General features: G+C 59.7%; 20 protein-coding genes. 14 read left to right on the top strand and 6 right to left on the bottom strand.

Annotated features, from left to right (window positions below; genetic code table 11):
- Nucleotides 1–507, bottom strand: a 507-nt coding sequence (locus AB5Z09_RS05525) for a class III extradiol ring-cleavage dioxygenase (RefSeq protein ID WP_368194812.1), incomplete at its 3' end; no start/stop codon positions are given.
- Between the two features lie 168 nt (nt 508–675).
- On the bottom strand, nt 676–918 hold the full coding sequence (locus tag AB5Z09_RS05530) for a hypothetical protein (protein WP_040065862.1): 243 nt from the start codon (nt 916–918) through the stop codon (nt 676–678).
- 308 nt (nt 919–1,226) lie between these two features.
- On the opposite strand from AB5Z09_RS05530, the gene pykF reads away from it, so the two are divergent.
- The 5 genes from pykF (at nt 1,227) to AB5Z09_RS05555 (ending at nt 10,288) form a co-directional block, all read left to right on the top strand.
- On the top strand, nt 1,227–2,639 hold the full coding sequence (gene pykF / locus AB5Z09_RS05535; RefSeq protein ID WP_031227651.1) for a pyruvate kinase PykF: 1,413 nt from the start codon (nt 1,227–1,229) through the stop codon (nt 2,637–2,639).
- 150 nt (nt 2,640–2,789) lie between these two features.
- Nucleotides 2,790–6,119, top strand: a complete 3,330-nt coding sequence (gene mscK / locus AB5Z09_RS05540; protein ID WP_139462893.1) for a mechanosensitive channel MscK — start codon at nt 2,790–2,792, stop codon at nt 6,117–6,119.
- Between the two features lie 407 nt (nt 6,120–6,526).
- Nucleotides 6,527–6,931, top strand: coding sequence for a hypothetical protein (locus AB5Z09_RS05545; protein ID WP_139493571.1), 405 nt, complete (start codon nt 6,527–6,529; stop codon nt 6,929–6,931).
- 54 nt (nt 6,932–6,985) lie between these two features.
- Nucleotides 6,986–9,016 (top strand): M13 family metallopeptidase, encoded by a 2,031-nt coding sequence (locus AB5Z09_RS05550; RefSeq protein WP_368194813.1) that lies wholly within the window; start codon nt 6,986–6,988, stop codon nt 9,014–9,016.
- A 339-nt stretch (nt 9,017–9,355) separates the two neighbouring features.
- Nucleotides 9,356–10,288, top strand: coding sequence for a sensor domain-containing diguanylate cyclase (locus tag AB5Z09_RS05555; RefSeq protein ID WP_019446787.1), 933 nt, complete (start codon nt 9,356–9,358; stop codon nt 10,286–10,288).
- A gap of 98 nt (nt 10,289–10,386) precedes the next feature.
- On the opposite strand, the gene crr is transcribed toward AB5Z09_RS05555, so the two are convergent.
- The 4 genes from crr to cysK form a co-directional block, all read right to left on the bottom strand.
- A complete protein-coding gene (gene crr, locus AB5Z09_RS05560) occupies nt 10,387–10,896 on the bottom strand; it encodes a PTS glucose transporter subunit IIA (protein ID WP_005338264.1) in 510 nt (169 codons plus the stop codon).
- Nucleotides 10,897–10,938: 42 nt separating this feature from the next.
- A complete protein-coding gene (gene ptsI / locus AB5Z09_RS05565; RefSeq protein WP_019446785.1) occupies nt 10,939–12,666 on the bottom strand; it encodes a phosphoenolpyruvate-protein phosphotransferase PtsI in 1,728 nt (575 codons plus the stop codon).
- Nucleotides 12,667–12,712: 46 nt separating this feature from the next.
- Entirely contained in the window at nt 12,713–12,970 is a 258-nt protein-coding gene (locus AB5Z09_RS05570; RefSeq protein WP_005338266.1) for an HPr family phosphocarrier protein, read from the bottom strand.
- A gap of 440 nt (nt 12,971–13,410) precedes the next feature.
- Nucleotides 13,411–14,379 carry a cysteine synthase A gene (gene cysK / locus AB5Z09_RS05575; protein ID WP_368194814.1) on the bottom strand — a complete coding sequence of 323 codons (969 nt, stop codon included), beginning with the start codon at nt 14,377–14,379 and terminating at the stop codon, nt 13,411–13,413.
- Between the two features lie 159 nt (nt 14,380–14,538).
- Between cysK and AB5Z09_RS05580 the strand changes: the two genes are divergently transcribed.
- The 9 genes from AB5Z09_RS05580 to exeE all read left to right on the top strand — a co-directional run bounded on the left by AB5Z09_RS05580 (nt 14,539) and on the right by exeE (nt 26,434).
- Nucleotides 14,539–15,381: an AAA family ATPase gene (locus AB5Z09_RS05580; RefSeq protein WP_368194815.1), complete on the top strand. Its 843-nt coding sequence runs from the start codon at nt 14,539–14,541 to the stop codon at nt 15,379–15,381.
- Nucleotides 15,382–15,384: 3 nt separating this feature from the next.
- Nucleotides 15,385–16,548 (top strand): VWA domain-containing protein, encoded by a 1,164-nt coding sequence (locus tag AB5Z09_RS05585; RefSeq protein WP_368194816.1) that lies wholly within the window; start codon nt 15,385–15,387, stop codon nt 16,546–16,548.
- A 54-nt stretch (nt 16,549–16,602) separates the two neighbouring features.
- Complete coding sequence (locus tag AB5Z09_RS05590; protein ID WP_368194817.1) at nt 16,603–17,724, top strand: beta-ketoacyl-ACP synthase III; 1,122 nt, start codon at nt 16,603–16,605, stop codon at nt 17,722–17,724.
- 49 nt (nt 17,725–17,773) lie between these two features.
- Nucleotides 17,774–19,219, top strand: a complete 1,446-nt coding sequence (locus tag AB5Z09_RS05595; RefSeq protein WP_368194818.1) for an HD domain-containing phosphohydrolase — start codon at nt 17,774–17,776, stop codon at nt 19,217–19,219.
- 327 nt (nt 19,220–19,546) lie between these two features.
- A complete protein-coding gene (locus AB5Z09_RS05600) occupies nt 19,547–21,115 on the top strand; it encodes an ExeA family protein (protein WP_368194819.1) in 1,569 nt (522 codons plus the stop codon).
- Complete coding sequence (gene exeB, locus AB5Z09_RS05605; protein ID WP_368194820.1) at nt 21,115–21,807, top strand: GspB family T2SS assembly factor variant ExeB; 693 nt, start codon at nt 21,115–21,117, stop codon at nt 21,805–21,807. Before AB5Z09_RS05600 ends, exeB begins: the two co-directional genes overlap by 1 nt.
- A gap of 227 nt (nt 21,808–22,034) precedes the next feature.
- The gene (gene exeC / locus AB5Z09_RS05610; RefSeq protein ID WP_139411263.1) at nt 22,035–22,868 is read left to right on the top strand and encodes a GspC family type II secretion system variant ExeC; all 834 of its coding nucleotides are present in this window, start codon (nt 22,035–22,037) and stop codon (nt 22,866–22,868) included.
- Nucleotides 22,869–22,889: 21 nt separating this feature from the next.
- On the top strand, nt 22,890–24,929 hold the full coding sequence (exeD, locus tag AB5Z09_RS05615; RefSeq protein WP_021229084.1) for a GspD family T2SS secretin variant ExeD: 2,040 nt from the start codon (nt 22,890–22,892) through the stop codon (nt 24,927–24,929).
- Nucleotides 24,929–26,434: a GspE family T2SS ATPase variant ExeE gene (gene exeE, locus AB5Z09_RS05620; RefSeq protein ID WP_368194821.1), complete on the top strand. Its 1,506-nt coding sequence runs from the start codon at nt 24,929–24,931 to the stop codon at nt 26,432–26,434. The genes exeD and exeE overlap by 1 nt, the downstream gene beginning before the upstream one ends.
- The last annotated feature ends 1 nt before the right edge of the window (nt 26,435 follow it).

Consider the following 26,435-nt stretch of genomic DNA (forward strand, 5'->3'; position numbering starts at 1 on the left):
CAGCGCCCGCAGGTTGTGGGTAATGGCGCCAGAGGCGAGGATGCCAATCCCCTGACTGCGCAGTGCCCCCAACACCTCGCCCAGTTGCCACAATTGGGCCGGAGTGAAGCTCGCGGGAATGGAGATCTGCACCAGCGGGAGCTCGCTGTTTGGGTCGATCAGGGAGAGCGGTGACCAGACCCCGTGATCCAGCTCGCGCCGCACCGGGGTAGCGGTCAGTCCGGCCAGTGCCAGCTGGTCGCTCACCCCCTGCAGCAACCACTCGGGGCTGCTGGCAGGCCAGCGCATCCGGTAGAGGGGCTCGGGAAAGCCGTAAAAGTCGTACATCAAGGCCGGTTTGGGCTCGACGTTGATCTGCAGCTCGCGGCTGAACCAGTGGGCGGAGATGACCACCAGCCCCTTGAGCTCACCCAGACGCAGGGTTCGCAGAAAGCGGGTGGCGGGTTGCTCACGCAGCACCAGATCCGGTGCGCCGTGAGAGATAAACCAGACGGGGGCGAGGGACATAAAGCAGACTCCAACAAAGTATCAGGGGGGCGATACCGGAGGGGATATCGCTGTTGGAATCGATTATCCCCCTGCCATTAAAAGTGAACAATCCAGCAAAATAGATAAGAACTATCAACCAATGGTTGATAATTTCACGCCTTCACGACCGGTAAGCAGCAATAGATATCAAGGCTGAGGAGCATCCGGCAGCGGTCGGGCTGCACGAAGCGCCATCCGGGTCGCGGCACTGTGATCCTGCCACTCTCGCCACGCCAATCCCTCGGCGGCCGCCTCCCCTTTCACCGGATGGGAGAAGATCGCCAGCAGACCGGCATTGTCAGGCCAGTAGCGAGCTGGCAGCGTCTGAACCAGCAGCAGGGCTGCGCCCAGCAAGAGCAGAGCCCATCCGGTTTCATGGCTGTTTTTCATCCCTGCCTCCTTCACCCGTGCGCCAATGAACTAACATTTTTGCGCAAGCCGGTGACAAGACGGTGACAGCGGACGGGTGGTCATTTTACAACATCTGAACCTCAACCCGGCCAAACAACCACAGATGGCAACATTTGTATCCCTTCAGCCCGAACCTGTGGCCGTATGCTCTAAAATGTGACTCACAGGAAAACGTTATCCCTGAAAAGAAAACGTTATCTGGTCAAAACGTTGTTTCTGGATCATAAAAAGATTCCAAAAACTGGTGTATATTGCTCGGCGGAAATTCCTTAACCATGAAGATTGACATGAAAAAGACCAAAATTGTCTGCACCATCGGTCCGAAGACCGAATCCAAAGAAATGCTGGCCAAAATGCTGGACGCCGGCATGAACGTCATGCGCCTGAACTTCTCCCACGGTGACTACGCCGAGCACGGCAGCCGCATCAGCAACCTGCGCGCTGTAATGGCCGAGACCGGCAAGCACGCAGCTATCCTGCTGGACACCAAGGGTCCGGAAATCCGTACCATGAAGCTGGAAGGCGGCAACGACGTCGCGCTGGTCGCAGGCCAGACTTTCACCTTCACCACCGACCAGACCGTGGTTGGCAACAAAGACAAAGTGGCCGTGACCTATGCAGGTTTCGCCAACGATCTGCGCGTCGGCAACCGCATCCTGGTTGATGACGGCCTGATCGGTCTGGACGTTATCGAAATCACCGAGCGCGAAGTTATCTGTAAAGTGCTGAACAACGGTGACTTGGGCGAGAACAAAGGCGTTAACCTGCCGGGCGTCTCCATCAAGCTGCCGGCCCTGGCCGAGAAAGACAAGCGCGACCTGATCTTCGGTTGCGAGCAAGGCGTTGATTTCGTTGCTGCTTCTTTCATCCGTAAGAAAGAAGACGTTCTGGAAATCCGTGAGCACCTGAAAGCCCACGGTGGCGAGAACATCCAGATCATCTCCAAGATCGAAAACCAGGAAGGTCTGGACAACTTCGACGAGATCCTGGCTGTTTCCGACGGCATCATGGTTGCTCGTGGCGACATGGGTGTAGAGATCCCGGTTGAAGAAGTTATCTTCGCCCAGAAGATGATCATCGCCAAGTGCAACAAAGCCCGCAAAGTGGTTATCACTGCCACCCAGATGCTGGACTCCATGATCAAGAACCCGCGTCCGACCCGCGCCGAAGCTGGTGACGTGGCCAACGCCATCCTGGACGGTACCGACGCAGTCATGCTGTCCGGTGAATCCGCCAAGGGTAAGTACCCGCTGGAAGCCGTGACCATCATGGCCACCATCTGCGAGCGTACCGATGCCGTGATGCCGTCCAACCTGTCTGCTGCCAACGACAGCAACAAGCTGCGCATCACCGAAGCCGTATGTAAAGGCGCCGTAGAGACCTCCGAGAAGCTGGACGCCCCGCTGATCGTGGTCGCGACCGAAGGCGGCAAGTCTGCCAAGGCCATTCGCAAGTACTTCCCGAAAGCCTGGATCCTGGCTATCACCACCAACAAGAAAACTGCTGCCCAGCTGGTTCTGACCAAGGGTGTGGTTGCTCACGTGGTTGACAGCATCGCCTCTACCGACGATTTCTATCGCATCGGTAAAGAAGCCGCGCTGGAAATCGGCATGGGTCTGAAAGGTGACGTGGTTGTGATGGTCTCCGGTGCTCTGGTACCGAGCGGCACCACCAACACCGCTTCTGTTCACGTTCTTTAATCAGAGCTGAACGAGTTGAAAACGGCGCCTGCGGGCGCCGTTTTTTTTGTCCCTCCCCCCTGCTTACCTGACAAGCCCGGTGTTAGAATCCACGCGAATTTAATCTATGCGGGAAATCTCCCGAATATCGCGTAATAACCCGGAAGTTATATGCCCTCAATACGTTTTAAAAGAGTCTCGGCGACCTTGTTGCCGCTGCTCTGTCTCCTCGCCAGCCTCTGCGTCCCGCAAGCCATGGCGCAAGATGTCCCCTCTCGCAACGCCGTTCAGCGAGCGCTGGATGGTCTGGGTAAATCAGAAACCCTGACCGTCAGTCAGCAAGCGGATCAGAAGTTGCTGACCGAAACCCTCGGCCTGCTCGACAGCATCGACAAGGAAGAGGCGAAGGCCAAGACCCAGGCCCAGCGGATCCGCAACCTGCCCACCGAACTCAGAGAGATCAGCGCCAAACTCGATGCCCTGACCAAGGGCAAGAGTGCCGAGCAGATCAAGAGCGAATACGCCAGCATGAGTCTGGCAGAGCTCGACAGCCGTCAGCCGGAAGTGCTGGCCAACATGCAGGCGGCCCAAGAGGCTCTCGGCGCCATCGGCAGCCAGCTCACCAGCTTGCAGACCCTGCCGGAGCGAGCCCAGGCCAGCATGAGCCGTGCCTACCAGCGCAGTCAGGAGATCCGTACCCGTCTCAACGCCGGTGAAAGCGTCTCCAGCGCCGAGAAGATGAAGCTCGGTGCCGAGCTGGCCCTGCTCGACCTGCAGCTGGCCCACCTGCAAAAGGAGCTGGATAACCGTACCAGCATGCAGGATCTGGCGATCAAGCAGCGCGACTACCAGAGTGCCCGTCTCGCCAGCGAAGAGCAGAAACTGCAGCTGTTGCAGGATCAGAGCAGCGCCAAGCGCCTCGGCGACACAGAAAAAACCGCCGAGCAGACCGGTGAACTGGTGGCGACCGAAGACAGCCCGCTGGTGCAAAAAGAGCAGGAGCTCAACCACCAGCTCAGCCAGCAGCTGATCGGTGCCACCACCAGCCTCAACTCGCTGGTACAAAAAAACCTGCAAGCCAAGAGCTGGCTGGAGCGCGGCATCCAGACCGAGCGCAACCTCAATGAACAGGTGCAGATGCTCAAGGGCAATCTGCTGCTGTCGCGCATCCTCTATCAGCTCTACCAGCAGCTGGAGGCGGCCCCCACCATCGCCGTCAAAAACCTGGAAGAGCAGATCGCCGATCTCCATCTGGCCCAGTTTGAACTGAGCCAGCAGCGTGACCAGCTGTTCCAGAAGAACCTCTATCTGGACAATCTGATCGCCGGCAGCAAGGAGCCGGTCAGCGAGGAGGACAAGGAGAGCCTTGCCAAGCTGCTCGATACCCGTATCAATCTGCTCGATCAGCTCAACCGCCAACTCGACAGCCAGCTCACCAACGCTATCAGCCTGCAGCTGACCCAGCAGCAGCTGGCGCGGGTCTATGCCTCTATCGAATTTACCCTGCAGCAACACATCTTCTGGGTAAGCAGCAACAAGCCCATCGACAGCAAGTGGTTTATCAGCTGGCCCGCCCAGGCCTACAAACAGGCCTCCGACTGGGTATTGAAACCAGACTGGAAACGCTGGCGCGAAGAGCTGCTGGGGATCTCCCTGCTCGCCTTCCCGCTGCTGCTGATCGGCGGCCTGCTGGTCTGGAAACGTCCGGCGCTGGTTGAGCGCGAGAAGAAGATCACCAAGGACCTTGGCCGTTTCCGTCAGGACAGCCAGTGGCACACCCCGCGCGCCCTGCTCTATACCGTGCTGCAACGCCTGCCGGGCAGCATGTTCATTCTGGCTGGCGGCCTGCTGCTCACCTACTGCGGTCTGCTCAGTCCCAAGCTGATGTTCCAGATCACCCTGAACCTCGCCCTCGGTTATCTGGTGTTCAGCGTCTATCTGGCGGTGATGCGCCCGGGCGGCATCGCCGAAACCCACTTCCGGATCCCGAAAGCGGAGCTGCAGGCCAAGCGCAACAGCATGCGCTACATCTGGTTGCCACTGCTGCCGCTCATCATGCTCGCGACCAAGGCGGTAGTTGAACCCTCCACCCTGGGCAACGACGTGATCGGCCAGGCCATGACCCTGACCCTGCTGGGGCTGGCCGCCTATCTGGTGTTCCCCATCTCCCGCGCCCGTATCAAGGGCGAGGCAAGCATGCAGAAGTCGCTGATCGCCATCGCTCTGGCGCTGGCGCCGGTGGCGCTGATCGTGCTGGCGGTGCTCGGTTACTACTACACCGCGCTGAAGCTGACCGGTCGCCTGATCGAATCCTTCTACCTCATCATCATCTGGAGCCTGGTCTACCGCACCGCCCTGCGTGGTCTGGAGCTGGCGGCCCGTCGTCTGGCCTACCGCCGTGCGGTGGCCAAGCGTGAGCACAAATCTTCGGAAGATGCGGAAGGTGGCGAGTCCATCGAAGAGCAGCCCATGGATCTGGAGGATGTCAGCCAGCAGTCCCTGCGTCTGACCCGTACCGTGCTGATGCTGATCTTCGGCGTCGCCTTCTACTGGCTCTGGTCCGATCTGGTCGCGGTCTTCTCCTACCTCGACAGCATGGTGCTGTGGCACCGCAGTGAAGGCACCGGCGCCAACGCCGTGCTGTTCCCCATCAGCCTGAGTGACGTGCTGATCGGCTTCCTGCTGCTCGGCGGTGCCTGGTCACTGGCGCGCAACCTGCCGGGCTTGCTGGAGGTGCTGGTGCTCTCCAAGCTCAACCTGGCTCAGGGTACCGCCTACGCCATCACCACCATGCTCAACTACGTGCTGATCGGCTTTGGCTCCCTCACCGCTCTCTCGATGATGGGTGTTCAGTGGGACAAGCTGCAGTGGGTAGCGGGTGGTCTGTCAGTCGGTATCGGTTTCGGCATGAAGGAGATCCTCTCCAACTTCGTCTCCGGCATCATCATCCTGTTCGAGCGTCCGGTGCGGATCGGTGACACCGTCACCATCGGCTCCTTCTCCGGTACCGTCTCGCGGATCCGCATTCGCGCCACCACCCTGACCGACTTCGACCGCAAAGAGGTGATCATCCCCAACCAGCAGCTGATGACAGAACGGCTCATCAACTGGTCGCTGAGTGACACCGTCACCCGGGTGATCGTGCGGGTGGGCGTGGCGTATGGCTCGGATCTCGAGCTGACCCGCACCCTGCTCAAACAGGCCGCCGACGAAAACAGCCGCGTGCTGAAAGATCCGGCCCCCATCGTCTACTTCCTCACCTTTGGCGCCAGCACGCTGGATCACGAGCTGCGCTTCTTCGTGAGCGAACTGGGAGACCGCAACCCGGCGGTGGACGAGTTGAACCGCAAAATCGACCAGCTGTTCCGCGAGAACGGCATCGAGATCGCCTTCAACCAGATGGATGTCTACATCAAAAACATGCAGGGCGAAGAGCAGAAGGTGGAGTCCAACTCCGCCGCCCTGCCGCCGCCCGCAGAAGATGGCAAGCAGCCAGCTTGATAGCGAACTGCATTGATCTGATGACAACAGCCGCTCACCCAGGTGAGCGGCTTTTTTATGCCAGTTTATGGCGATAGAGACAGTTATCCATTGCCAACATGGCTGGCCGCCGCACAACAGGCAGCCACCACCCTTGATAAAATATAAAGAGAAATAAAAGTCTAAAAACAAACACTTGCCCTACACCACTACTTACCGCATGGATGAACCCTGCCCCCTTCTCCCCTCACCGCGCCCCCCATACCGCGTTCGCTCCGGCTCCCGGATTTTTATAACTTTTTTTAATTTTATTTGAGTGTCCTCTTCATCCTGACCATTGCAAAGTGGCGCCATTCCAGCGCCGGGCACAGTGACCACCGTCCGGCTGACACCGACTTGCTCATTTGATAATTGAAAGGATCCGAGAGATGAAACACTCCTTGATGGTAATGGGGTTGGCCACCTGTCTGGCATTGAGCGGCTGCCAGAATATGGATACCAAGAAAGTCCTGATAGGTGCAGCTGCGCTGGGGGCCATCGGCGCCGCTGGCTATTACGCCGGGAAAAAGCACAGCGATAACAAACACGAGCATGATGGCCAGCATGACGATAGCGATGACCAGCATATGGCCACCAGCAAGATGCCCCGTTACTGCTCTGGGGAAGCAGCCAGCAAATTCCATGTCTCCCCGCGCGATATCACCACCGAGTCGGCAGAAGAGAGCGGCCACAGATACAAGGTCTATGGCCAGTACGAGACCGATGATGATCTGGTCGACTTTACCTGCACCTTCAATCACGACGGTCGCTTCCTCTCGGTCGTTCGCAGCTGATTGACCATCGGGTATAGCCAATTCACTACTGGCACCCCATACAGGACACACAAGATGAAACAGCAACGCAGCATGATCGCCAGCCTCATTGCGCTGGCCTTGCTTGGCCTCGCGCCATGCGCCGGTGCCACCAGCGGCCACTCCGGGGTGGATCTGGCCAGCATGGATAACAGCGTGCGCGCGGCGGACGATCTGTTTCGCCACGTCAACGGCAACTGGCTGGCCCAGACCCAAATACCGGATGACATGCCGGGGCAGACCATCGGCAATCTGCTGGCGGACAAGTCGCTGGAGGATCGCAAGGTGTTGCTGGAGGAGCTGCTCAAGCGCCCGCAACAGGCCGGAACCCCTCGCCAGCAGATCGCCGATCTCTACGCCAGCTATCTGGATCAGGCCGGGCGGGATGCCAAAGGGCTGACGCCCATTCAGCCACTGCGCGATGAGATCATGGCCATCCATGATGGCGCCTCGCTAGCCACCTACTTTGCCCGGGTTAACAAGTTGGGGGGCGGCGCTCCCTTTGGTATCGGGTTCATGGCCGACAAGAAGCAGCCTGACAGCTACGGGATCTACCTGCAGCAATCCGGCCTCGGTCTGCCGGATCGGGACTACTACCTGAAAGCAGATGCCGCCAGCAAGGCTCTGCGGGCCAGCTACGAGCAGTTCATTACCGCCCTGCTCAACCATGCCGGCGTCGAGGGGGCAAGCGAACAGGCCCATCGCATTCTGGCGCTGGAGACCCGCCTCGCCAGCCTGCAGTGGGACAGAGTCAAGCGGCGGGATGACAACCTCACCTACAACAAACTGCCCATCGCCCGCCTCAGTCAGTTGCTGCCCACCCTGGATTGGCAACGCTACCTGGCAGAGGCCGGTATCGCCGGGGAAACCGAGATCATCGTCAGTGAGCCGGACTATCTGGAGAAGCTGGCCGCCGTGATGCAGGAGACCAGCATCGCGCAGTGGCAATCCTACTGCCTGTTCCATCTGCTACGTACTTATGCGCCCTATCTCGACAGCCAGAGCAATGCCCTGCACTTCGCTTTCTACGGCACGACCCTGAGCGGCATCCCCCGGCAGCGGGAGCCCTGGAAGCAGGCTATGGAGGTGCTGGACGACTATCTGGGTCAGGCGGTGGGCAAACTCTACGTGGAGCGCTACTTCCCGGCCGAAGCCAAGGCACAGATGGCGAGCATGGTGCGCAATCTGATCGCCGCCTATCGCCAGGAGATCGGTGGGCTCGACTGGATGTCTGCTCCGACCAAACAGCAGGCGCTGGCGAAACTGGAGCAGGTACGGGTCAAGATCGGCTATCCCGACCAGTGGCAGGATTACAGCGCAATCGAGATCCGTCCCGATGATCTGGTCGGCAATGCCCAGCGCGCGGCCACGGTGCGTTACAACGAGCACCTTGCCCGCCTCCATCAACCGGTGGATCGGGAGGAGTGGTTCGACAATCCGCAGACGGTGAATGCCTACTACAACCCGAACAACAACGAGATCGTCTTTCCGGCCGCCATCCTGCAACCGCCCTACTTCGATCTGAAGGCGGATGATGCGGTCAACTATGGCGCTATCGGCGCGGTCATCGGTCACGAGCTGAGCCATGGTTTCGATGATCAGGGGGCCAAATTCGATGGCAACGGTGCCTTGCACAACTGGTGGGCTCCGGCCGATCTCAAGGAGTTCACCGCCAGAGCGCAAAAACTGGCGAAACAGTACGACCGTTTCGAGCCCATCAAGGGGGAGCATGTCAACGGCCAGCTGACCCTTGGCGAGAACATCGGCGATCTCGGTGGCCTGACCATCGCCCACAAGGCGTACCAGCTCGCCCTGGGCAACCGCCTGCCAGCGGTGCTCGATGGCTTCACCGCCGAGCAGCGATTCTTTATCGGCTGGGCGCAGGTGTGGAAAGGGAAGTACCGGCCCGAGCTCGCTGCCGTTCTGCTCAAGACAGATCCCCACTCGCCGCTGGAGTACCGGGTCAATGGCGTCGTCGCCAATATGCCGGCCTTCTATCGCGCCTTTGCCATCAAGCCGGGAGACAAGCTCTATCTGCCACCTTCCGAGCGCGTGAAGATTTGGTGACCACCAGCAGGGGCCCTGGCCCGAAAAGCTCCAGCAGATGGACCACCTCCACCTGAGCTGAAGATGACCGACACAGGGAGTGTCTGTTTTACCCTGCCTGGTTTTTCCCGACCCACATGTGCCTGACCATGTGGGTTTTTTTGACCCTTTTGCTCTGCCCCTTCTCCTCAGCCTGCCCAGCTTTCACCCGATACGGCCACGGCAAACAACTCCACCGTTTTTTCGCCTTTGCCATTGGCTGAAAAACCGGCGGCGGAACCGCTATAAATCGGTTTACCACCAAACAGGTCTGACCTATGGTAAAGCATGTAAAAGATGCATCGTGGAGCCGCTTTTCCTATGAATGACCGAGAACTGCAACAGATCCTGTTTCGCTCCTTCGATGTGATCCCGCTGCCTATTCTGGTGTCCGAATCCATTGCCCGTCACGATGGCTGCTCACCCGACATGATCCCGCAGCGGCGCCACCGCTTCCTGAATAAAGCCTTTATTGAGCAGCTGGGCTACAACCTTGATGATCTGCCGGACATGGCCTCCTGGTTTCAGGTCGCCTACCCGGATGAAGGGTATCGCCGCACCATCATCGACTCCTGGCACTCCCAGGTGGAACAGAGCTTGTCGCAAGGGCTGGAGGTCGCCGAAATGCCTGCGCTGATCCGCTGCAAGAGCGGTCAGTCGCGCTGGTTTATCGTCACTGCCCAGCTGGGTGCCGATGCCATCCCGGATGGCCATATCGTCACCTTTCGCGATATCCACGACCTGCAGTGCATGGTGGAAGAGGTGAGCCGCCTCTCCTGCACCGATCCGCTCACCGAACTGACCAACCGGCGTGGCGCCCAGCAACAGTTGCAAGCCCTTTGGTTGCAGGGTGAGCCCCTCTCGGTGGTGTTGGGAGATATCGACCATTTCAAGCAGGTCAATGACCGCTACGGCCACCCTGCTGGCGATGCCGCGCTCTGCGCTGTCGCCCACGCCATGGCTGGCCAGCTGTTGCCGGGGGAGAGTCTGGCCCGTTGGGGCGGAGAGGAGTTCCTGCTGATCCTGCCTGGTTGCGATATTGAACAGGCAGCACGGCGCGCCGAACAGCTGCGCCAGCATGTCAGTATCACCCGCTTGCCATGGCAGGGGACGCAGCTATCGCTCACCATCAGTCTGGGGTGTGCCAGCATGAAGGGGCAGGAGAGCATCGACTATCTGCTGATGATGGCCGACCGGGCCCTTTATCAGGCCAAGGATCAGGGCCGTAACCGGGTTGTCATCTCGACGGAATAGAGTGATCACCAGAAAGGGAAGCCGACTCGCGGCCATAAAAAAACCGAAGCACAAGGCTTCGGTTTTTTACTACGCAACTGGCGTGAGCCAGCCGGGCATTACTTCTTGATACGGATAACCGGGGTCTCGCCCACAGTCACGGCACCAGTCATTTTGATCAGCTCTTTGATCTCGTCCATGTTGGAGATGACAACCGGAGTCAGGGTAGACTTGGCTTTCGCTTCCAGAACGGCCAGATCGAACTCGATGATGGTGTCGCCACGCTTGACCTGCTGGCCTTCCTGAGCGATACGCTTGAAGCCTTCGCCTTTCAGTTCAACGGTGTCGATACCGAAGTGAACGAACAGCTCGATACCGGAGTCGGATTCCAGAGAGAACGCATGGTTGGTCTCGAAAATCTTGCCGATGGTACCATCGCACGGAGCAACCATCTTGTTGCCAGCCGGCTTGATGGCGATACCGTCACCAACGATCTTCTCGGCGAAGACAACGTCAGGCACATCTTCGATCGGCACGATTTCGCCAGACAGCGGAGCAAAGATTTCGATGCCACCGGTGTCAGAGCTATCGTCGGAAACCAGTTTCTTCAGTTTGTCGAACAGACCCATATAAAGCTCCTAGAGATGATTTGTCGCTGTTTGCAGCCGATCTTAGCAGACTGCCTTCTGCTTAATAAAGTTATCTACGCATGCTTCGATTTCAGCGGCGGTGGCAAAGCTCAGTGCTTGATCAGCCATTGCCTTCACATCTTCGAAGTTGGTGTTGCGGATAAGCTTCTTGATACGCGGTACAGAGATGGCGCTCATGGAGAACTCATCCAGACCCATACCCAGCAGCAGCAGGGTAGCGCGCTCGTCACCAGCCAGTTCACCACACATACCGGTCCACTTGCCTTCGGCGTGGGACGCATCGATAACCATCTTGATCAGGGTCAGGACGGAGGGTGACAGCGGGTTGTACATGGCGGAGATCATCTCGTTACCACGATCGACAGCCAGGGTGTACTGGGTCAGGTCGTTGGTACCGATACTGAAGAAATCCACTTCCTTGGCCAGATGATGAGCCATCACGGCAGCGGCCGGGGTCTCGATCATGATACCCACTTCGATGGATTCATCAAAGGCTTTGCCTTCGGCACGCAATTCGGCTTTCAGCGTCTCTACGGTAGCTTTCAGGCTACGGAACTCTTCGACAGAGATGATCATCGGGAACATGATGCGCAATTTGCCGAAGGCAGAGGCGCGCAGAATGGCCCGCAGCTGAGCGTGCATGATGTCTTCGCGGTCGAAGAAAATACGCACAGCACGCCAGCCCAGGAAGGGGTTCATCTCTTTCGGGAAATTCATGTAGGGCAGCTCTTTGTCGCCGCCAATGTCCATGGTGCGCACGATGATCGGCTGATCCGGCATCGCTTCGGCCACTTCTTTGTAGGCTTTGAACTGCTCTTCTTCGGTCGGCAGCGCGTCACGGTCCATGAACAGGAACTCGGTACGGTACAGACCCACGCCTTCGGCGCCATTGCGGATGGCACCTTCGGTATCCTTGACGGTACCGATGTTGGCGCACACTTCGACCTGGTGACCATCCAGCGTGATGGCAGGCAGATCTTTCAGCTTGGCCAGCTCATCTTTCTCGGCCTGGAACTGAGCCTGGAACTTCTTGGCTTCGGTCAGCTGTTCAGCGGTCGGATTGATGATGATCTGGTTGTTGATCGCATCCAGCACCAGCATGTCACCGTTCTTGACGCGCTCGGTGATGTCGTTGGTGCCTACCACGGCCGGCAGCTCCAGGGAGCGGGCCATGATGGAGGTGTGAGAGGTACGGCCACCGATGTCGGTGACGAAACCCAGCACATATTTCAGGTTGATCTGAGCAGTTTCAGACGGGGTCAGGTCTTTGGCGACCAGGATCACCTCTTCGTCGATGGTGCTCAGGTTGACAACGGCGATGCCCAGTACGTTCTTGACCAGACGGGTACCGATGTCACGGAAGTCGGTAGCGCGTTCGCGCAGATAAGGGTCATCCAGCTCGGCCATCATCTTGGCGTACTGTTCGATCACCTCATAGATGGCTTTGTCAGCGGAAGCCTTGTTCTCTTTGATGAAGGATTTGATATCCCCTTCCAGCTCCTCATCTTCGAGCAGCATGATGTGGCCTTCGAAGATGGCCTCTTTTTCCTCACCGAAGGTGCGACCGGCCATCTCTTTGATGGCTTCCAGCTGGGTAGCTGACTTGGTACGAGCTTCGAGGAAACGGTTGATCTCGGCATCAATCTGGTCAGCAGAGATTTTGCCCTGATTGATAACGATTTCATCTTCTTTCAGAAGAAGCGCCTTACCGAATGCGATACCGGGGGACGCAAGAATGCCAGATATCATAATCCTTCCTATTAAAACGACTGTGGGGGAGGAATCTAAAGCTGGATTACTCCAGCTCGTCCATCAGGGCAACCAGCTTCTCAACAGCTTGCTGAGCATCCGGGCCATCAGCCTGGATAGTTACGTTGGTACCCTTGGTCAGGCCCAGGGTCTGCAGCTTGAACAGGCTCTTGGCGCTAGCGGACTTGCCACCGGAGACCACAGTGATCTCGCTTTGGAATTCTTTGGCTTCTTTCACGAACTGAGCTGCCGGACGGGTGTGCAGGCCGTTTTCAGCAGTAATAACAACAGACTTCTCGTACATGGTTTCACCCCATATTATTGATATTTTTTGGTGGATTGGTCGTTTTTGAAGCAACCTGACCCACCGTGTCAGTATGGATATGTTGTAAAGTAACGAAAGCAGACCCGCAATGGTTTAATCCAGGTCAAGTTTCTGTGCAGTAATCGGCGCGCTGGTTGGCAATTTTCCGTTATTGGGCTACAAGCCGCATCAGGACTGGCTTGAAATTATTTTATAACGAAAAATAACACTTTGTTACTTTGTGATACCGAGCCAGCAAACACCGCGTGACGCCGCACAGAATATGAGATTTAGAGCGGAATGTCTGCTTTTTTTCTCACTCCGGAACTTGTTATTTTACCCCAAAAAATAAGGATCAAGTGACACTAACAGGGGTTGAGTCTAGCCCATAAAGAAGCGGCGCTCCTGGGAGCGCCGCTGTTTTGAAAGATTCCGATCAGTTACTGCTGCAGCTCCTGCTCGCTGAACACCCCGGCAAACAGGGCGCTGGAGAGGTAGCGCTCCGCCGCGCTCGGCAGGATGACGACAATCGTTTTTCCTTCGAACTCCGGCAGCTCGGCCAGACGGCTGGCAGCTACCACTGCAGCCCCGGAGCTGATACCGGCCAGGATCCCCTCCTCCTCCATCAGGCGGCGGGCCATCTCGATGGCCTCATCGCTGGTCACCTGCTCAACCCGGTCAATCAGGGAGAGGTCGAGGTTGCCCGGAATGAAACCGGCGCCGATACCCTGGATCTTGTGGGGGCCCGGTTTAATCTCTTCACCGGCCAGCTTCTGGCTGATGACCGGCGACTCGGCCGGTTCGACCGCGACAGAGACCACCGCCTTGCCCTGAGTCTGCTTCAGATAACGGGAAACACCGGTAATGGTGCCGCCGGTACCGACCCCGGCCACGAACACATCCACCTCGCCGTCAGTGGCATCCCAAATCTCGGGGCCGGTGGTCTTTTCGTGGATCTCCGGGTTGGCCGGGTTTTCAAACTGTTGCAACAGCACATACTTGCCCGGCTCGGATGCGAGGATCTCGTTGGCCTTGGCAATGGCCCCTTTCATGCCGAGCGGCCCTTCGGTCAACACCAGATTGGCGCCGAGCGCCTTGAGCAGCTTGCGGCGCTCCAGGCTCATGGTGGCCGGCATGGTCAGGGTAATGGGATAGCCGCGAGCAGCGGCGACAAAGGCCAGAGCAATACCCGTGTTGCCGCTGGTGGGCTCGATGATCTCCTTACCCTTGGTCAGGATGCCGCGCTTCTCGGCATCCCAGATCAGGTTGGCACCGATACGGCACTTGACGCTGAAGCTGGGGTTGCGGCTCTCGATCTTGGCCAGCACGCGGCCTTTGGTAACACGGTTGAGACGAACCAGCGGGGTGTGACCGATAGTCTGGCTGTTGTCCTCATAAATTTTGCTCATGGTGCTATCCCTGTGTTTGTTACGACGATGAAACAAGATTACCCTGTGGTTTCTGAATGAGAAGTGACTATTCGTTATAACCATATGGTATTACAACATATAGAGCTTATTCTCTCTGGCCCCTGACTACGGGCGCCAATCGTCAAAGGAACCGACGTTATGGGATTTTCAGGAAGCAGCCAGTATCTCGCCTCCGATGCATTGAAGATGGCGGTCAATGCCGCCATCACCCTCGAAAAACCGCTGCTGATCAAAGGGGAGCCGGGCACCGGCAAGACTGTGCTGGCAGAAGCGGTCGCCGACCATCTCGGCACCGATCTCATTGCCTGGCATATCAAGTCCACCACCAAAGCCCAGCAGGGGCTCTACGAATATGATGCGGTGGCCCGGCTGCGCGACTCTCAGCTAGGCGACCCTAAAGTGGCCGATATCAGCCACTACATTCGCCAGGGCAAGCTGTGGCAGGCTTTCAGCGCCGAGCAGCGACCCGTGCTGCTGATCGACGAGATCGACAAGGCCGACATCGAATTCCCCAACGATCTGCTGCTGGAGCTGGATCGGATGGAGTTCGACGTCTACGAGACCGGCGAACGAGTCAAGGCGCGCCAGCGGCCGGTGGTTATCATTACCTCCAACAACGAAAAAGAGCTGCCGGACGCCTTCCTGCGCCGCTGCTTCTTCCACTACATCCGCTTCCCCGACAAGGCCGAGATGCAGGCCATCGTCAAACTCCACTACCCCGACCTCAAGGAGAGCCTGCTTGGCGAGGCGATGGATCTCTTCTTCGAGCTGCGCGAGGTAGAGGGGCTGCGCAAGAAGCCCTCCACCTCGGAACTGCTGGACTGGATCCGCCTGCTACTGGCCGACGATATCGCCCCCGAGGCGATGCGTGCCCGCGAGCCCGGCAAGCTGGTGCCTGCACTATATGGCGCCCTGCTCAAGACCGAGCAGGATCTGCATCTATTCGAGAAGCTCGCCTTTCTGGCCCGGCGCGGCAGCTGACCCATGCTGATCGACTTTTTTACCCACCTGCGCCGCCACAAGCTCCCCTGCAGCCTGCGCGAGCTGCTGGACTTGCACGCCGCGCTGGCAGCCCGGCTGGTCGCTATCGATATGGACGAGTTCTACCAACTCTCCCGCTGCCTGCTGGTAAAAGACGAGGCCCACTACGATCGCTTCGATCGCGCCTTCGCCGAATACTACGAGGGGCTGGAAGCCATCCCCCTGCTGCCGGAGAGCCTGCCCGAGGAGTGGCTGCGCAAGGAGTTCGAGCGACTGCTGAGCCAAGAGGAGAAGGCGCTGCTCAAATCCCTCGGCGGACTAGACAAGCTGCTGGAGACCCTTAACCAGCGATTAAGCGAGCAGAAAGAGCGCCATGCCGGTGGCAACAAGTGGGTAGGCACCGGTGGCAGCAGCCCGTTTGGCCACGGCGGTTTTCACCCCGAGGGCATTCGTATGGGCGGAGAGGGTCAGCATGGCAAGGCGGTCAAGGTGTGGGAGGCCCGACACTATCGCAACTTCAGCGACGACTCGCCGCTCGGCCAGCGCGCCATCCAGTTGGCGCTGCGCAAGCTCAGGCGTTGGGTGCGCAAAGGCAATCCCGACGAGCTGGATCTCGACGACACAATAAAAAGCTCTGCCCGCCAGGGTTGGCTCGATGTGAAGCTGCGGCCCGAGCGCCACAACGGGGTGAAACTGTTGGTTTTCTTCGATGTGGGAGGCTCCATGGATGCCCACGTGGCCGAGGTGCAGCGCCTCTTCTCCGCCCTGCGCCACGAGTTCAAGCATCTGGAGTACTTCTATTTTCACAACTGCCTCTACGACTTCGTCTGGAAGGATAACGAGCGCCGCTTTGAGGAGCGGTTCGATACCCTGCGGCTGCTGCGCACCTACGGCAGCGACTATCGGGTGATCCTGGTGGGGGATGCCACCATGGGCCCCTACGAGATCACCTGGCCGGGCGGCAGTGTCGAGCAGTGGAACGAGGAGTCGGGTCAGGTGTGGCTCACCCGCTTGCAGCAACACTTTCCCAAACTGGTGTGGATCAACCCCACCCCGCGGCGGGAGTGGCTCTGGCACCCCTCGATAAAATTGATGAATGACGTGGTTGGCGGGCGGATGCATCCGCTGACCCTGGCGGGTCTCGCTGCGGCGATCGACCAGCTTTAACCCTCTCTACCCTATAAACCGACAAGCCGGGAACGCACCCGGCGAGGAGCAAAGATGACCTCTATCGTGATCAGTGGCTCAGGCCTCTATAACCCACCCTTTGCCGTCAGCAATGAAGAGCTGGTGGCCGCCTTCAACCAGTATGTGGATCTCTACAACGAGGAGAACGCCTCCGCCATCGACGCCGGCCAGCTTCCCGCCAAGCAGCACTCCAGCTGCGAGTTCATCGAGAAGGCATCCGGCATCAAGAGCCGTTATCTGGTGAGCCGCGAGGGGGTGCTCAACCCAGACATCATGCAACCGCTGCTGGCGGAGCGGCCCGATGAGATGCCCTCCATCATGGTGGAGATGGCAGTAGCCGCCGCCGAGCAGGCGCTGATCGCCGCCGGCCGCGAGCCGAGCGAGATCGATCTGGTCATCGTGGCCGCCTCCAACATGCCACGCCCCTATCCGGCACTGGCCATCGAGCTGCAGCACTATCTGGGGGCGAGCGGCATGGCCTTTGATATGAACGTGGCCTGCTCGTCTGCCACCTTCGGCATCAAGACAGCCGCCGACATGCTGGCGGCAGGCAGCGCCAAACTGGCGCTGGTAGTCAATCCGGAGATCTGCTCGGGGCACCTCAATTTTCGCGATCGGGATAGCCACTTTATCTTCGGCGATGCCTGCACCGCGGTGCTGCTGGAGCGGGAGGCCGATTGCAAGGTGGCCAATCCGTGGCAACTGGTGGCCAGCAAGCTGGTGACCCAATACTCCAACAACATCCGCAACAACTTCGGCTTTCTGAACCGGCTGAGCCCGCGCACCCGCTACGGCGACGACAAGCTGTTCCGCCAGCAGGGGCGCAAGGTGTTCAAGGAGGTGTTGCCGCTGGTGTGCGACCAGATTGCCAACCAGCTCGATGAGCAGGGCTGGCCCGCCGAGAGCCTGAACCGGCTCTGGCTCCATCAGGCCAACCTCACCATGAACCAGTTCATCGGTCGCAAGCTGCTGGGCCACGATGCCAGCCAGCAGGAGGCGCCGGTCATTCTTGATAGCTATGGTAATACCAGCTCGGCGGGTTCCATCATCGCGTTTCATCTGTACAATCGCGACCTTCCTGCGGGGGCTCGCGGCGTACTGTGCTCCTTTGGCGCTGGCTACTCCATCGGTAGCCTGCTGCTGCGGCGCCTGTAATGGCGGGCCTCCCGCCGACATAACAATAACCAGCAACATGGGTGGGAATATGCAGAGGATCACGGGGCGCTGCGCCCTGCACTACGGGGTAACCCTGTCACTATTTTGTCTCTATGGCTGGCAGGTTTGCCCGTTTCTCGAGAGTCTCACCCTGCCCCAACTGCTGGGGCCAACCCTGGTGACGTTCGCCATCATGTTCGCCGTGCGCAATTGGCTGCTCTCAAGGCGGCCCCTGCCGCGCAACGGGCTGGACGGGTTCGGACTGGAGGTGGGTTTCTATCTGCTGGGGGCACTGCTGCTCTCGGGCTACAACGCACTGGCTCACGACTTTCCGCTGGAGAGTCACCTCAAGGTGCTGCTGGGGATGACTACCCTCGGCTTTCTGGTGGCGGCCGACCTGACCCTGGAGCGGGATTGGAATCGGGCCAGAGCACGGCAAGCCGAGCAGAGCCTGGCGCTGAGCCACCCGCTGGCCATGCCGCTGCCACGCAAGTTCACCCTCTTTACCCTGGCGACCCTCACCCTGCTGGGGGGCGTCTTCTTCTTGCTCTTCAACAAGGACCTGGAGTGGCTGGTGACGGTGGAGCGCAGCCTGCCGAGGGTCGATGCCCAGCACTACATCCTGTGGGAGATCGCCTTCGTAATGACGGTGACCTTCTGTTATCTCGCCCTCATTATTCACGGTTATGGTCGCAATCTCGGCCTATCCCTGCGCCAGCAGACCAGCACAATGGCCAGAGTACAGTGCGGTGACTTCGACGCCCGGGTGCCGGTCACCCGGGATGACGAATTCGGCCTGATTGCAGCCAGCACCAATCAGATGATCGGCGAGCTGAAATCTCGCAGCGACGAGCTCAACCTGACCCGTGACGTGGCCATCCTTGGCCTCGCCTCGCTGGCTGAGACCCGGGACAACGAGACTGGCGCCCATATCATCCGCACCCAGCACTATGTAAAGGCGCTTGCGCAATACCTCAGTCGCAGCGATTGGGATCGCTATCCGCTCGATGACGCCACCATCGACCTGCTGTTCAAGTCGGCTCCCCTGCACGATGTGGGCAAGGTGGGCATTCCCGACGCCATCCTGCTCAAACCGGACAAGCTGACCGACGAGGAGTTCGCCATCATGAAGCGCCACCCACAGATCGGCGCCGATGCACTGGCGAGTGCCGAGGCGCAGCTGGGCTCCAACTCCTTCTTGCGGCTGGCCCGGGAGATCTCCCTCACCCACCACGAAAAGTGGGATGGCAGCGGCTATCCCGCAGGGCTGGCGGGTGAGGCGATTCCCCTCTCCGGGCGTTTGATGGCGGTAGCGGATGTCTACGATGCCCTCATCTCGAAACGGGTCTACAAACCTGCTTTCAGCCATGAGGAAGCGAAGGAGATCATCGTGAAGGGGAGCAGCAGCCATTTTGATCCCGGCATCGTCGCGGCGTTTCTCGCCTGTGAGGCGCAGTTCAGGGAGATTGCCGCGCAGTTTCAGGATCACCACTGAGCAAGTACATCCCGACCAGCTTGCCCTGATGGCTGACAGGGCAACCGGCGTCATAAATTGTACACAAACAGGTCCAGCCATTGCCGGTTCAGCGCCATGCTGACGGCATTTGCCACGCCGCGCCTATATTGATATTTCCCTTTATTTACAGCTGTTTTTTGTCATTTTGTGATCCGGATTCGTGCCAATGACGCAACCGGGATCACAAGATGGCAGGAAAAGGCCGCAATTTGCCCTTCGGCGCCAATGATGGCTTCCAATGAAAGCGAGGTTTGCTATCATCCGGAGACATTTTTCATCTGTCGCCGGCTACAAAAGAATACCCTCATGTACACACAGTTCTTCGGCCTCTCGGAACACCCGTTTTCCATCTCGCCCAATCCCAAGTACCTCTATATGAGCGAGCGCCACGGCGAAGCCCTTGCTCATCTCAACTATGGATTGCAGGATGGCGGCGGCTTTGTGCTGCTGACCGGCGAAGTGGGCACCGGCAAAACCACCGTCTCCCGCTGCCTGCTGCAACAGCTGCCCGCCGAGACCGAGATCGCCTATATCCTCAATCCCTCTCTGACCGAACGGGATCTGCTGGCCGCCATCTGCGACGAGTTTCAACTCCCCTATCCCGAAGATGCCGGGATCAAGCGGCTGTTCGACCTTATTCGCGATCACCTGCTGGCCAACCTGGCGGCAGGCAAGCGCAGCGTGGTACTGGTGGATGAGGCGCAGCACCTGCTGCCCGGCGTACTGGAGCAGCTGCGTCTGCTCACCAACCTCGAAACCGACGAACGAAAACTGCTGCAGGTGGTGCTGATCGGTCAGCCCGAGCTGCAACAGATGCTGCGCCAACCCCTGCTGCGCCAGCTGGCCCAGCGCATTACCGCCCGCTATCACCTGCTGCCGCTCTCCCACAGCGATGTGGATGCCTACGTCCGCTTCCGGCTGCAAGTTGCAGGCTGCGTACAACCCATCTTCACCCCGCGCGCCATCAAGACGCTTCATCGCCTGAGTGGCGGCATCCCCCGTTTCATCAACCTCATCTGCGACCGCGCTCTGATCGCCGCTTTCGCCCGTGGCAGCTACAAGATTGTCCACAGCGATATCAGCCAGGCAGCCTTCGAGGTCAATGGCGTTCGGGACGAAGGAAGCTGGGCCTCCGGTCTGATGGTGACGCTGGCGGGCGCCCTGCTGGTGGCCACAGGCTGGTGGGGTTGGCAATTTTTCGGCGTGTTCCCCACCCGTCCGGTAGTCAAGGTCGAGGTGCCGGTCACCATCGACGAGACCGCCGAGCAGCAGGAGCAGCTGACCGAGGCGATCAATCAGGCCATCGACCCCGACAGCGCCATGCAGAATCTCTATCGGGTCTGGGGTTATGAACCGGAACCGTTCGACGCAACCTGTGACAACGCGCCCCGTGCCGGTCTGCGCTGTCAGGAGGGAGAGGCAAGCCTCGACGAGCTGCGCGCCCTGCAGTATCCCGCCATGATCACGCTCACTGACCAGACTGGCGGCCTCTACTACGCGACTCTGGTCAATCTGGGGCCGAACAAGGCCAGCCTGATGATCGGCGACCAGAACTGGCAGGTGGATCGCCAGTGGCTCAGCGACAACTGGGGCGGCAGCTACACCCTGCTCTGGCGCATGCCGAAAGGGGGCGTCAGCCTGATCGCCAGCAATGCCGGTCAGACCCAGATCCAGTGGCTCGACAACGCCCTGAGCCGTGCGCTGCAGCAACCCGAGCGCAAGGTGCGCCGTTTCGATGGCGAGCTCAAGAACAAGCTACAGCAGTTCCAGCGAGATCAGGGGCTCACCCCTGATGGCATCGCGGGCAGCAACACCCTGCTGCGTCTCAACGCCCTCTCCGGTGAACCCATGCCCAGACTGGAGGAGGCCTCCTGATGTCTACCCTGCTCAAGGCGCTGCGCCGTGCGCAGCAACCGCAACTCTCCGCCCATATTCCGGCCATGGGCTTGCCCATGCCCCGGGAAGAGGAGCGCAGCCCACGCCGCATCGGCTGGCTGCTGGCTCCCCTTGCCCTGTTGCTGGGGGCGGGCGCCAACTATGGCTGGCATCTGATCCACCTGCGCCCCATCGAGGAGAAGGTGGAGGTGAAAGAGGTGATCACTCCGCCCTTCGTGCGGGTCGAACCCAAGGCGATGGTGACCCGTCCACTGCCCCCGCCCCTGCCGGAGCCGGTGGCCCAACCCAGAGCAGTGGCCAAAAACGAAGGGACCAGTCAGGGGAATACCCCCGCGCTGAGTCTGGCCGAGCAGCTGATGAAAGCCCTCAATGAAACCCCATTGCAGGAGACGCCACACACCGCCAGCCAGAACGTGCAACCAGCCCAGTTGATGGCGCTGGGCTCGGCACCCCAGTCGGTGCGCCAGCAGGTACCGCAATTGAGCTATGGCTCTCATGTGTTCTCCTCCAACCCCGCCAAGCGGGCCGTAGTGTTCAATGGCCGGGAATACCGGGAGGGGAGCGAAATCGCCCCGGGGGTCGTGCTCGCTACCATCGACCAGCAATACATAGTGCTGCAGGTCGCCGGACAGAGCGTTACTCTCAAGGCGCTGCAGGATTGGCGAGGATGAGTACGCACCGTACCCTGATGTTTGCTGGCAAGCAGGATGCACCTCACCTGAGTGACACTTTTGTGAGCGTTCAAAGGTTTACGGTGTGATGAAATATCCATTTTTACGGTTTGGCGCGCCCCGACCCGTTGTGTCGCAGCCACTGGCCGTACACAATACGCAGCCGCCCCAGAGCCTGGAATTTGTTGATTAATATGACGCTACGATTCAGGGATGACATCTTGACCATGCTGCTGGCCCAGTGCCGGCGGCTTCCCATGACCAGAGTCACCCAGGTGGCCTTTCTGGCGCTGCTGATCATGCTGGCCCAGCAGAGCGCCGCCCTCACCTGGCGTCTGCTCACCCTGGCAAGCCCGCAAACCAGCCAACCGTGGCAACCCTCCGCCGTGGCGGTCAACGGCCAGAGCAACCCGCGCCTTGAACTGGGCGAGGTAAGCCGACTGGCGCTGTTTGGCAAGGCGCTCCCCAAGGCACAGGCCAAAGCCGCCGTGGCCGCCAATGCGCCGCGTACCCAGCTCAATGCCCAGCTCAACGGAGTGTTGGCAAGCTCGGATCCCGCCAAATCCATCGCCATCATCGCCATGTCCGGCATCCAGAACTCCTATGGGGTCGGTGACATGATTGACGGCACCCAGGCACGGATCCGGCAGGTCTATCCGGATCGGGTGATCATAGAGCGGGATGGCCGCGACGAGACCCTGATGCTGGATGGCGAGGAGTATGGCAAACCGCTGCCGCAGACCAACGCCGCCCCCCTTGGCTCCCTGCGCAGCGAGCTGATGGCCGATCCGGGCAAGATCACCGATTACCTCAATATTTCACCGGTTCAGGTGGATGGCCGCATGACCGGCTATCGCCTCAACCCGGGCAGCAATCCTGAGTTTTTCAACCAGAGCGGGCTGCAGGCCAATGACCTGGCCATCAGCATCAACGGGCTGGATTTACGGGACAACATGCAAGCCATGCAGGCGATGCAGCAGATGGCTGGCGCTACCGAATTGACAGTGACCGTCGAGCGACAGGGCGAACAGTTCGACATCTATGTGCGCTTGTCAGAATAATGATTTGGAGTCGTACCAATAATGACCACTAAAGGGAAAAGCTGGCGTCTGGCCACTATCGCAGCGGCACTGATGATGGCGGGCTCAGCCTGGGCCACCGAATACTCTGCCAGTTTCAAGAACGCCGATATTGAAGAGTTCATCAATACGGTGGGCAAGAACCTCAATAAAACCATCATCATAGAGCCCTCGGTGCGCGGCAAGATCAACGTGCGCAGCTACGACCTGCTCAATGAGGAGCAGTACTACCAGTTCTTCCTGAGCGTGCTCGACGTCTACGGCTTTGCCGTGGTGCCGATGGACAACGGGGTGCTCAAGGTGCTGCGCTCGCGGGATGCCAAGACCTCCGCCATTCCGGTGGTGGATGGCAGCAACCCGGGCATGGGCGACGAGATGGTGACCCGGGTCGTTCCGGTGCGCAACGTCTCGGTCCGTGAACTGGCGCCGTTGCTGCGCCAGCTCAACGACAACGCCGGTGGTGGCAACGTGGTGCACTACGAGCCCTCCAACGTGCTGCTCATTACAGGGCGCGCCGCCGTGGTCAACCGCCTGGTGGAAGTGGTGAACCGGGTCGACCGCGCAGGCGATCAGGATGTAGACATCATCAAGCTCAAGTTTGCCTCGGCGGGGGAAATGGTGCGGCTGGTGACCAACCTCAACAAGGATGGCAACCCCCAGGGCGGCACCGCCTCCCTGCTGCTCTCCCCCAAGGTGGTGGCCGACGAGCGCACCAACTCTGTAGTGGTGAGTGGTGAGCCGAAAGCGCGCGCCCGCATCATCCAGATGGTGCGCCAGCTCGACCGCGACCTGCAGAGCCAGGGCAACACCCGGGTCTTCTACCTCAAATATGGCAAGGCCAAAGATATGGTCGAGGTGCTCAAGGGGGTCAGCTCCAGCATCGAGGCCGACAAGAAGGGCGGCGGCGCAACCACAGGTGGCGCCAGCATCGGCGGTGGCAAGCTGGCCATCTCAGCCGACGAGACCACCAATGCGCTGGTCATCACCGCCCAGCCGGACGTGATGTCCGAACTGGAGCAGGTGGTGGCCAAGCTCGATATCCGCCGCGCCCAGGTGCTGGTGGAGGCGATCATCGTTGAGATGCAGGATGGCGACGGCCTCAGCCTTGGCGTCCAGTGGGGCAATGCCAACGGCGGTGGCACCCAGTTCACCAACTCAGGTCTGCCCCTCGGCAGCGCCATTGCGGCGGGCAAGGATTACCAGAATGGCAAGACCGACACCGCTGCCGGTCTGCTGAAAGAGTTCAACGGCATGGCCGCCGGTTTCTATCACGGCGACTGGGCCATGCTGGCCACGGCGCTGGCCTCCAATACCAAGAACGATATTCTCTCCACCCCGAGTATCGTCACCATGGACAACAAGGAAGCCTCCTTCAACGTCGGTCAGGAGGTCCCGGTCCAGAGCGGTTCGCAAAGCTCCACCACCAGCGATCAGGTGTTCAACACCATCGAGCGCAAGACGGTGGGCACCAAGCTGGTGGTAACCCCGCAGATCAACGAAGGGGATTCGGTGCTGCTCAATATCGAGCAGGAGGTCTCCAGCGTCGCCCAGACCCAGGCGACCGGTACTGCCAACCTTGGCCCCACTTTCGATACCCGTACCGTCAAGAATGCGGTGCTGGTCAAAAGCGGCGAAACCGTGGTGCTGGGCGGTTTGATGGACGAACAGACCAAGGAGCAGGTCTCCAAAGTGCCGCTGCTTGGCGATATTCCGGTGCTGGGTTATCTGTTCCGCTCTACCTCCAACACCACCTCCAAGCGCAACCTGATGGTCTTTATCCGGCCGACCATCTTGCGTGATGCCGACGTCTATACCGGTGTCTCCAGCAACAAATACAGCCTGTTCCGCGCCGAGCAGCTCAATGCCGCTTCACAGGAGGGGTATCTCACCTCCCCCGCCCGTCAGGTATTGCCTGCCTATGGCCAGGATGTGATGGTGTCGCCCGAGCTGCAAAAAGAGATCCAGAAGCAGATCAACGAGATGCGGAGCAGACAGCAAAGCACTGTCGAGACCACCACCCCGTTTGTGCAGAGTAAGCCCTGATGAGTGCCTACCATCTGGATGGAAGCGTCGGGCCTGCGCCACTGCCCGAGCTCCCCTTTGTCTTTGCCCGCAACTTCGGGGTGATCCTGATTGAGCGGGACGGCGCCCCCGTGCTGCAGTGCCGCCCCGGCGTCACCCCGCAGGCCCTGCTGGAAGTGCGGCGGGTCGCGGGTTGCAGCTTCGCGGTGGAGCAGCTCGACAACGAGGCCTTCGAAGAGCTGCTAATGGCCCACTACCAGCGCGACTCCTCCGAGGCGCGCCAGCTGATGGAAGATCTCGGCAACGAGATGGACTTCTTCGCCCTGGCCGAAGAGCTGCCCCAGAGCGAAGATCTGCTGGATGCCGATGACGACGCCCCCATCATTCGCCTCATCAACGCCATGTTGAGCGAGGCGATCAAGGAGGAGGCCTCCGATATCCATATCGAGACCTTCGAGCGGGCGCTGGTGATCCGTTTTCGCATCGATGGAGTGCTGCGGGAGATCCTGCGCCCCCATCGCAAGCTGGCCTCGCTACTGGTCTCGCGGATCAAGGTGATGTCGCGGATGGATATCGCCGAGAAGCGGGTGCCGCAGGATGGCCGTATCTCGTTGCGTATCGGCGGTCGCGCCGTCGACGTGCGGGTCTCCACCATGCCGTCCAGCTACGGCGAGCGGGTGGTACTGCGTCTGCTCGACAAGAACAACGTGCGCCTCGAGCTCAAGCAGCTGGGGATGACCGCGGCCAACCGCACCATCATCAGCGAGCTTATTCGCAAGCCCCACGGCATTATTCTGGTCACCGGCCCGACCGGTTCCGGTAAATCCACCACCCTCTATGCGGCACTGTCTGAAATCAACTCGCGGGATCGCAACATTCTGACGGTGGAAGACCCTATCGAATATGACCTCGAAGGGGTGGGCCAGACCCAGGTCAACACCAAGGTGGACATGACCTTCGCCCGCGGCCTGCGCGCCATCTTGCGCCAGGATCCGGATGTGGTGATGGTGGGGGAAATTCGAGATCTGGAAACCGCCCAGATTGCGGTGCAGGCCTCGCTGACCGGTCACCTGGTGATGTCGACCCTGCACACCAACACCGCCATCGGCGCCATCACCCGGATGCGGGACATGGGGATCGAGCCCTTCCTGCTCTCCTCGTCGCTCTTGGCGGTGCTGGCCCAGCGGCTGGTGCGCACCCTCTGCCCCGATTGCCGCGCCCCGCGCCCCATCACCGAGCAGGAGCGCATCGCCATGGGCATCGAGCTGGCTCCCGATCAGCAGGTGTGGCGTCCGGTCGGCTGCGAGCTGTGCAACCACACCGGCTACCGTGGCCGGACCGGTATCCACGAGCTGGTGGTGATCGATGAAGCGGTGCGTGAAGCCATTCACAGTGCCAGCGGCGAGCTCGCCATCGAGCGGCTGATCCGCGGCCACACCCCAAGCATCCGCCGTGATGGCATCGACAAGGTGCTCAAGGGGCAGACCAGCCTCGAAGAGGTGCTGCGCGTGACCCGGGAAGATTGAG

Origin of the sequence: Aeromonas sp. R2-2 (assembly GCF_040908355.1) — a bacterium.
In the GTDB taxonomy this organism is placed as follows: Bacteria; Pseudomonadota; Gammaproteobacteria; order Enterobacterales; family Aeromonadaceae; genus Aeromonas; species Aeromonas veronii.

Excerpts from the sequence above, each read along its gene's own strand:
- AB5Z09_RS05550 (WP_368194813.1), top strand. The coding sequence starts at position 6,986 with ATGAAACAGCAACGCAGCATGATCGCCAGCCTCATTGCGCTGGCCTTG.
- AB5Z09_RS05590 (WP_368194817.1), top strand. The coding sequence starts at position 16,603 with ATGACCTCTATCGTGATCAGTGGCTCAGGCCTCTATAACCCACCCTTT.
- AB5Z09_RS05580 (WP_368194815.1), top strand. The coding sequence starts at position 14,539 with ATGGGATTTTCAGGAAGCAGCCAGTATCTCGCCTCCGATGCATTGAAG.
- mscK (WP_139462893.1), top strand. The coding sequence starts at position 2,790 with ATGCCCTCAATACGTTTTAAAAGAGTCTCGGCGACCTTGTTGCCGCTG.
- exeE (WP_368194821.1), top strand. The coding sequence starts at position 24,929 with ATGAGTGCCTACCATCTGGATGGAAGCGTCGGGCCTGCGCCACTGCCC.
- exeB (WP_368194820.1), top strand. The coding sequence starts at position 21,115 with ATGTCTACCCTGCTCAAGGCGCTGCGCCGTGCGCAGCAACCGCAACTC.
- AB5Z09_RS05585 (WP_368194816.1), top strand. The coding sequence starts at position 15,385 with ATGCTGATCGACTTTTTTACCCACCTGCGCCGCCACAAGCTCCCCTGC.
- AB5Z09_RS05545 (WP_139493571.1), top strand. The coding sequence starts at position 6,527 with ATGAAACACTCCTTGATGGTAATGGGGTTGGCCACCTGTCTGGCATTG.
- cysK (WP_368194814.1), bottom strand. The coding sequence starts at position 14,379 with ATGAGCAAAATTTATGAGGACAACAGCCAGACTATCGGTCACACCCCG.
- ptsI (WP_019446785.1), bottom strand. The coding sequence starts at position 12,666 with ATGATATCTGGCATTCTTGCGTCCCCCGGTATCGCATTCGGTAAGGCG.
- exeC (WP_139411263.1), top strand. The coding sequence starts at position 22,035 with ATGCTGCTGGCCCAGTGCCGGCGGCTTCCCATGACCAGAGTCACCCAG.
- AB5Z09_RS05600 (WP_368194819.1), top strand. The coding sequence starts at position 19,547 with ATGTACACACAGTTCTTCGGCCTCTCGGAACACCCGTTTTCCATCTCG.
- AB5Z09_RS05555 (WP_019446787.1), top strand. The coding sequence starts at position 9,356 with ATGAATGACCGAGAACTGCAACAGATCCTGTTTCGCTCCTTCGATGTG.
- pykF (WP_031227651.1), top strand. The coding sequence starts at position 1,227 with ATGAAAAAGACCAAAATTGTCTGCACCATCGGTCCGAAGACCGAATCC.
- crr (WP_005338264.1), bottom strand. The coding sequence starts at position 10,896 with ATGGGTCTGTTCGACAAACTGAAGAAACTGGTTTCCGACGATAGCTCT.
- AB5Z09_RS05595 (WP_368194818.1), top strand. The coding sequence starts at position 17,774 with ATGCAGAGGATCACGGGGCGCTGCGCCCTGCACTACGGGGTAACCCTG.
- AB5Z09_RS05530 (WP_040065862.1), bottom strand. The coding sequence starts at position 918 with ATGAAAAACAGCCATGAAACCGGATGGGCTCTGCTCTTGCTGGGCGCA.
- AB5Z09_RS05570 (WP_005338266.1), bottom strand. The coding sequence starts at position 12,970 with ATGTACGAGAAGTCTGTTGTTATTACTGCTGAAAACGGCCTGCACACC.
- exeD (WP_021229084.1), top strand. The coding sequence starts at position 22,890 with ATGACCACTAAAGGGAAAAGCTGGCGTCTGGCCACTATCGCAGCGGCA.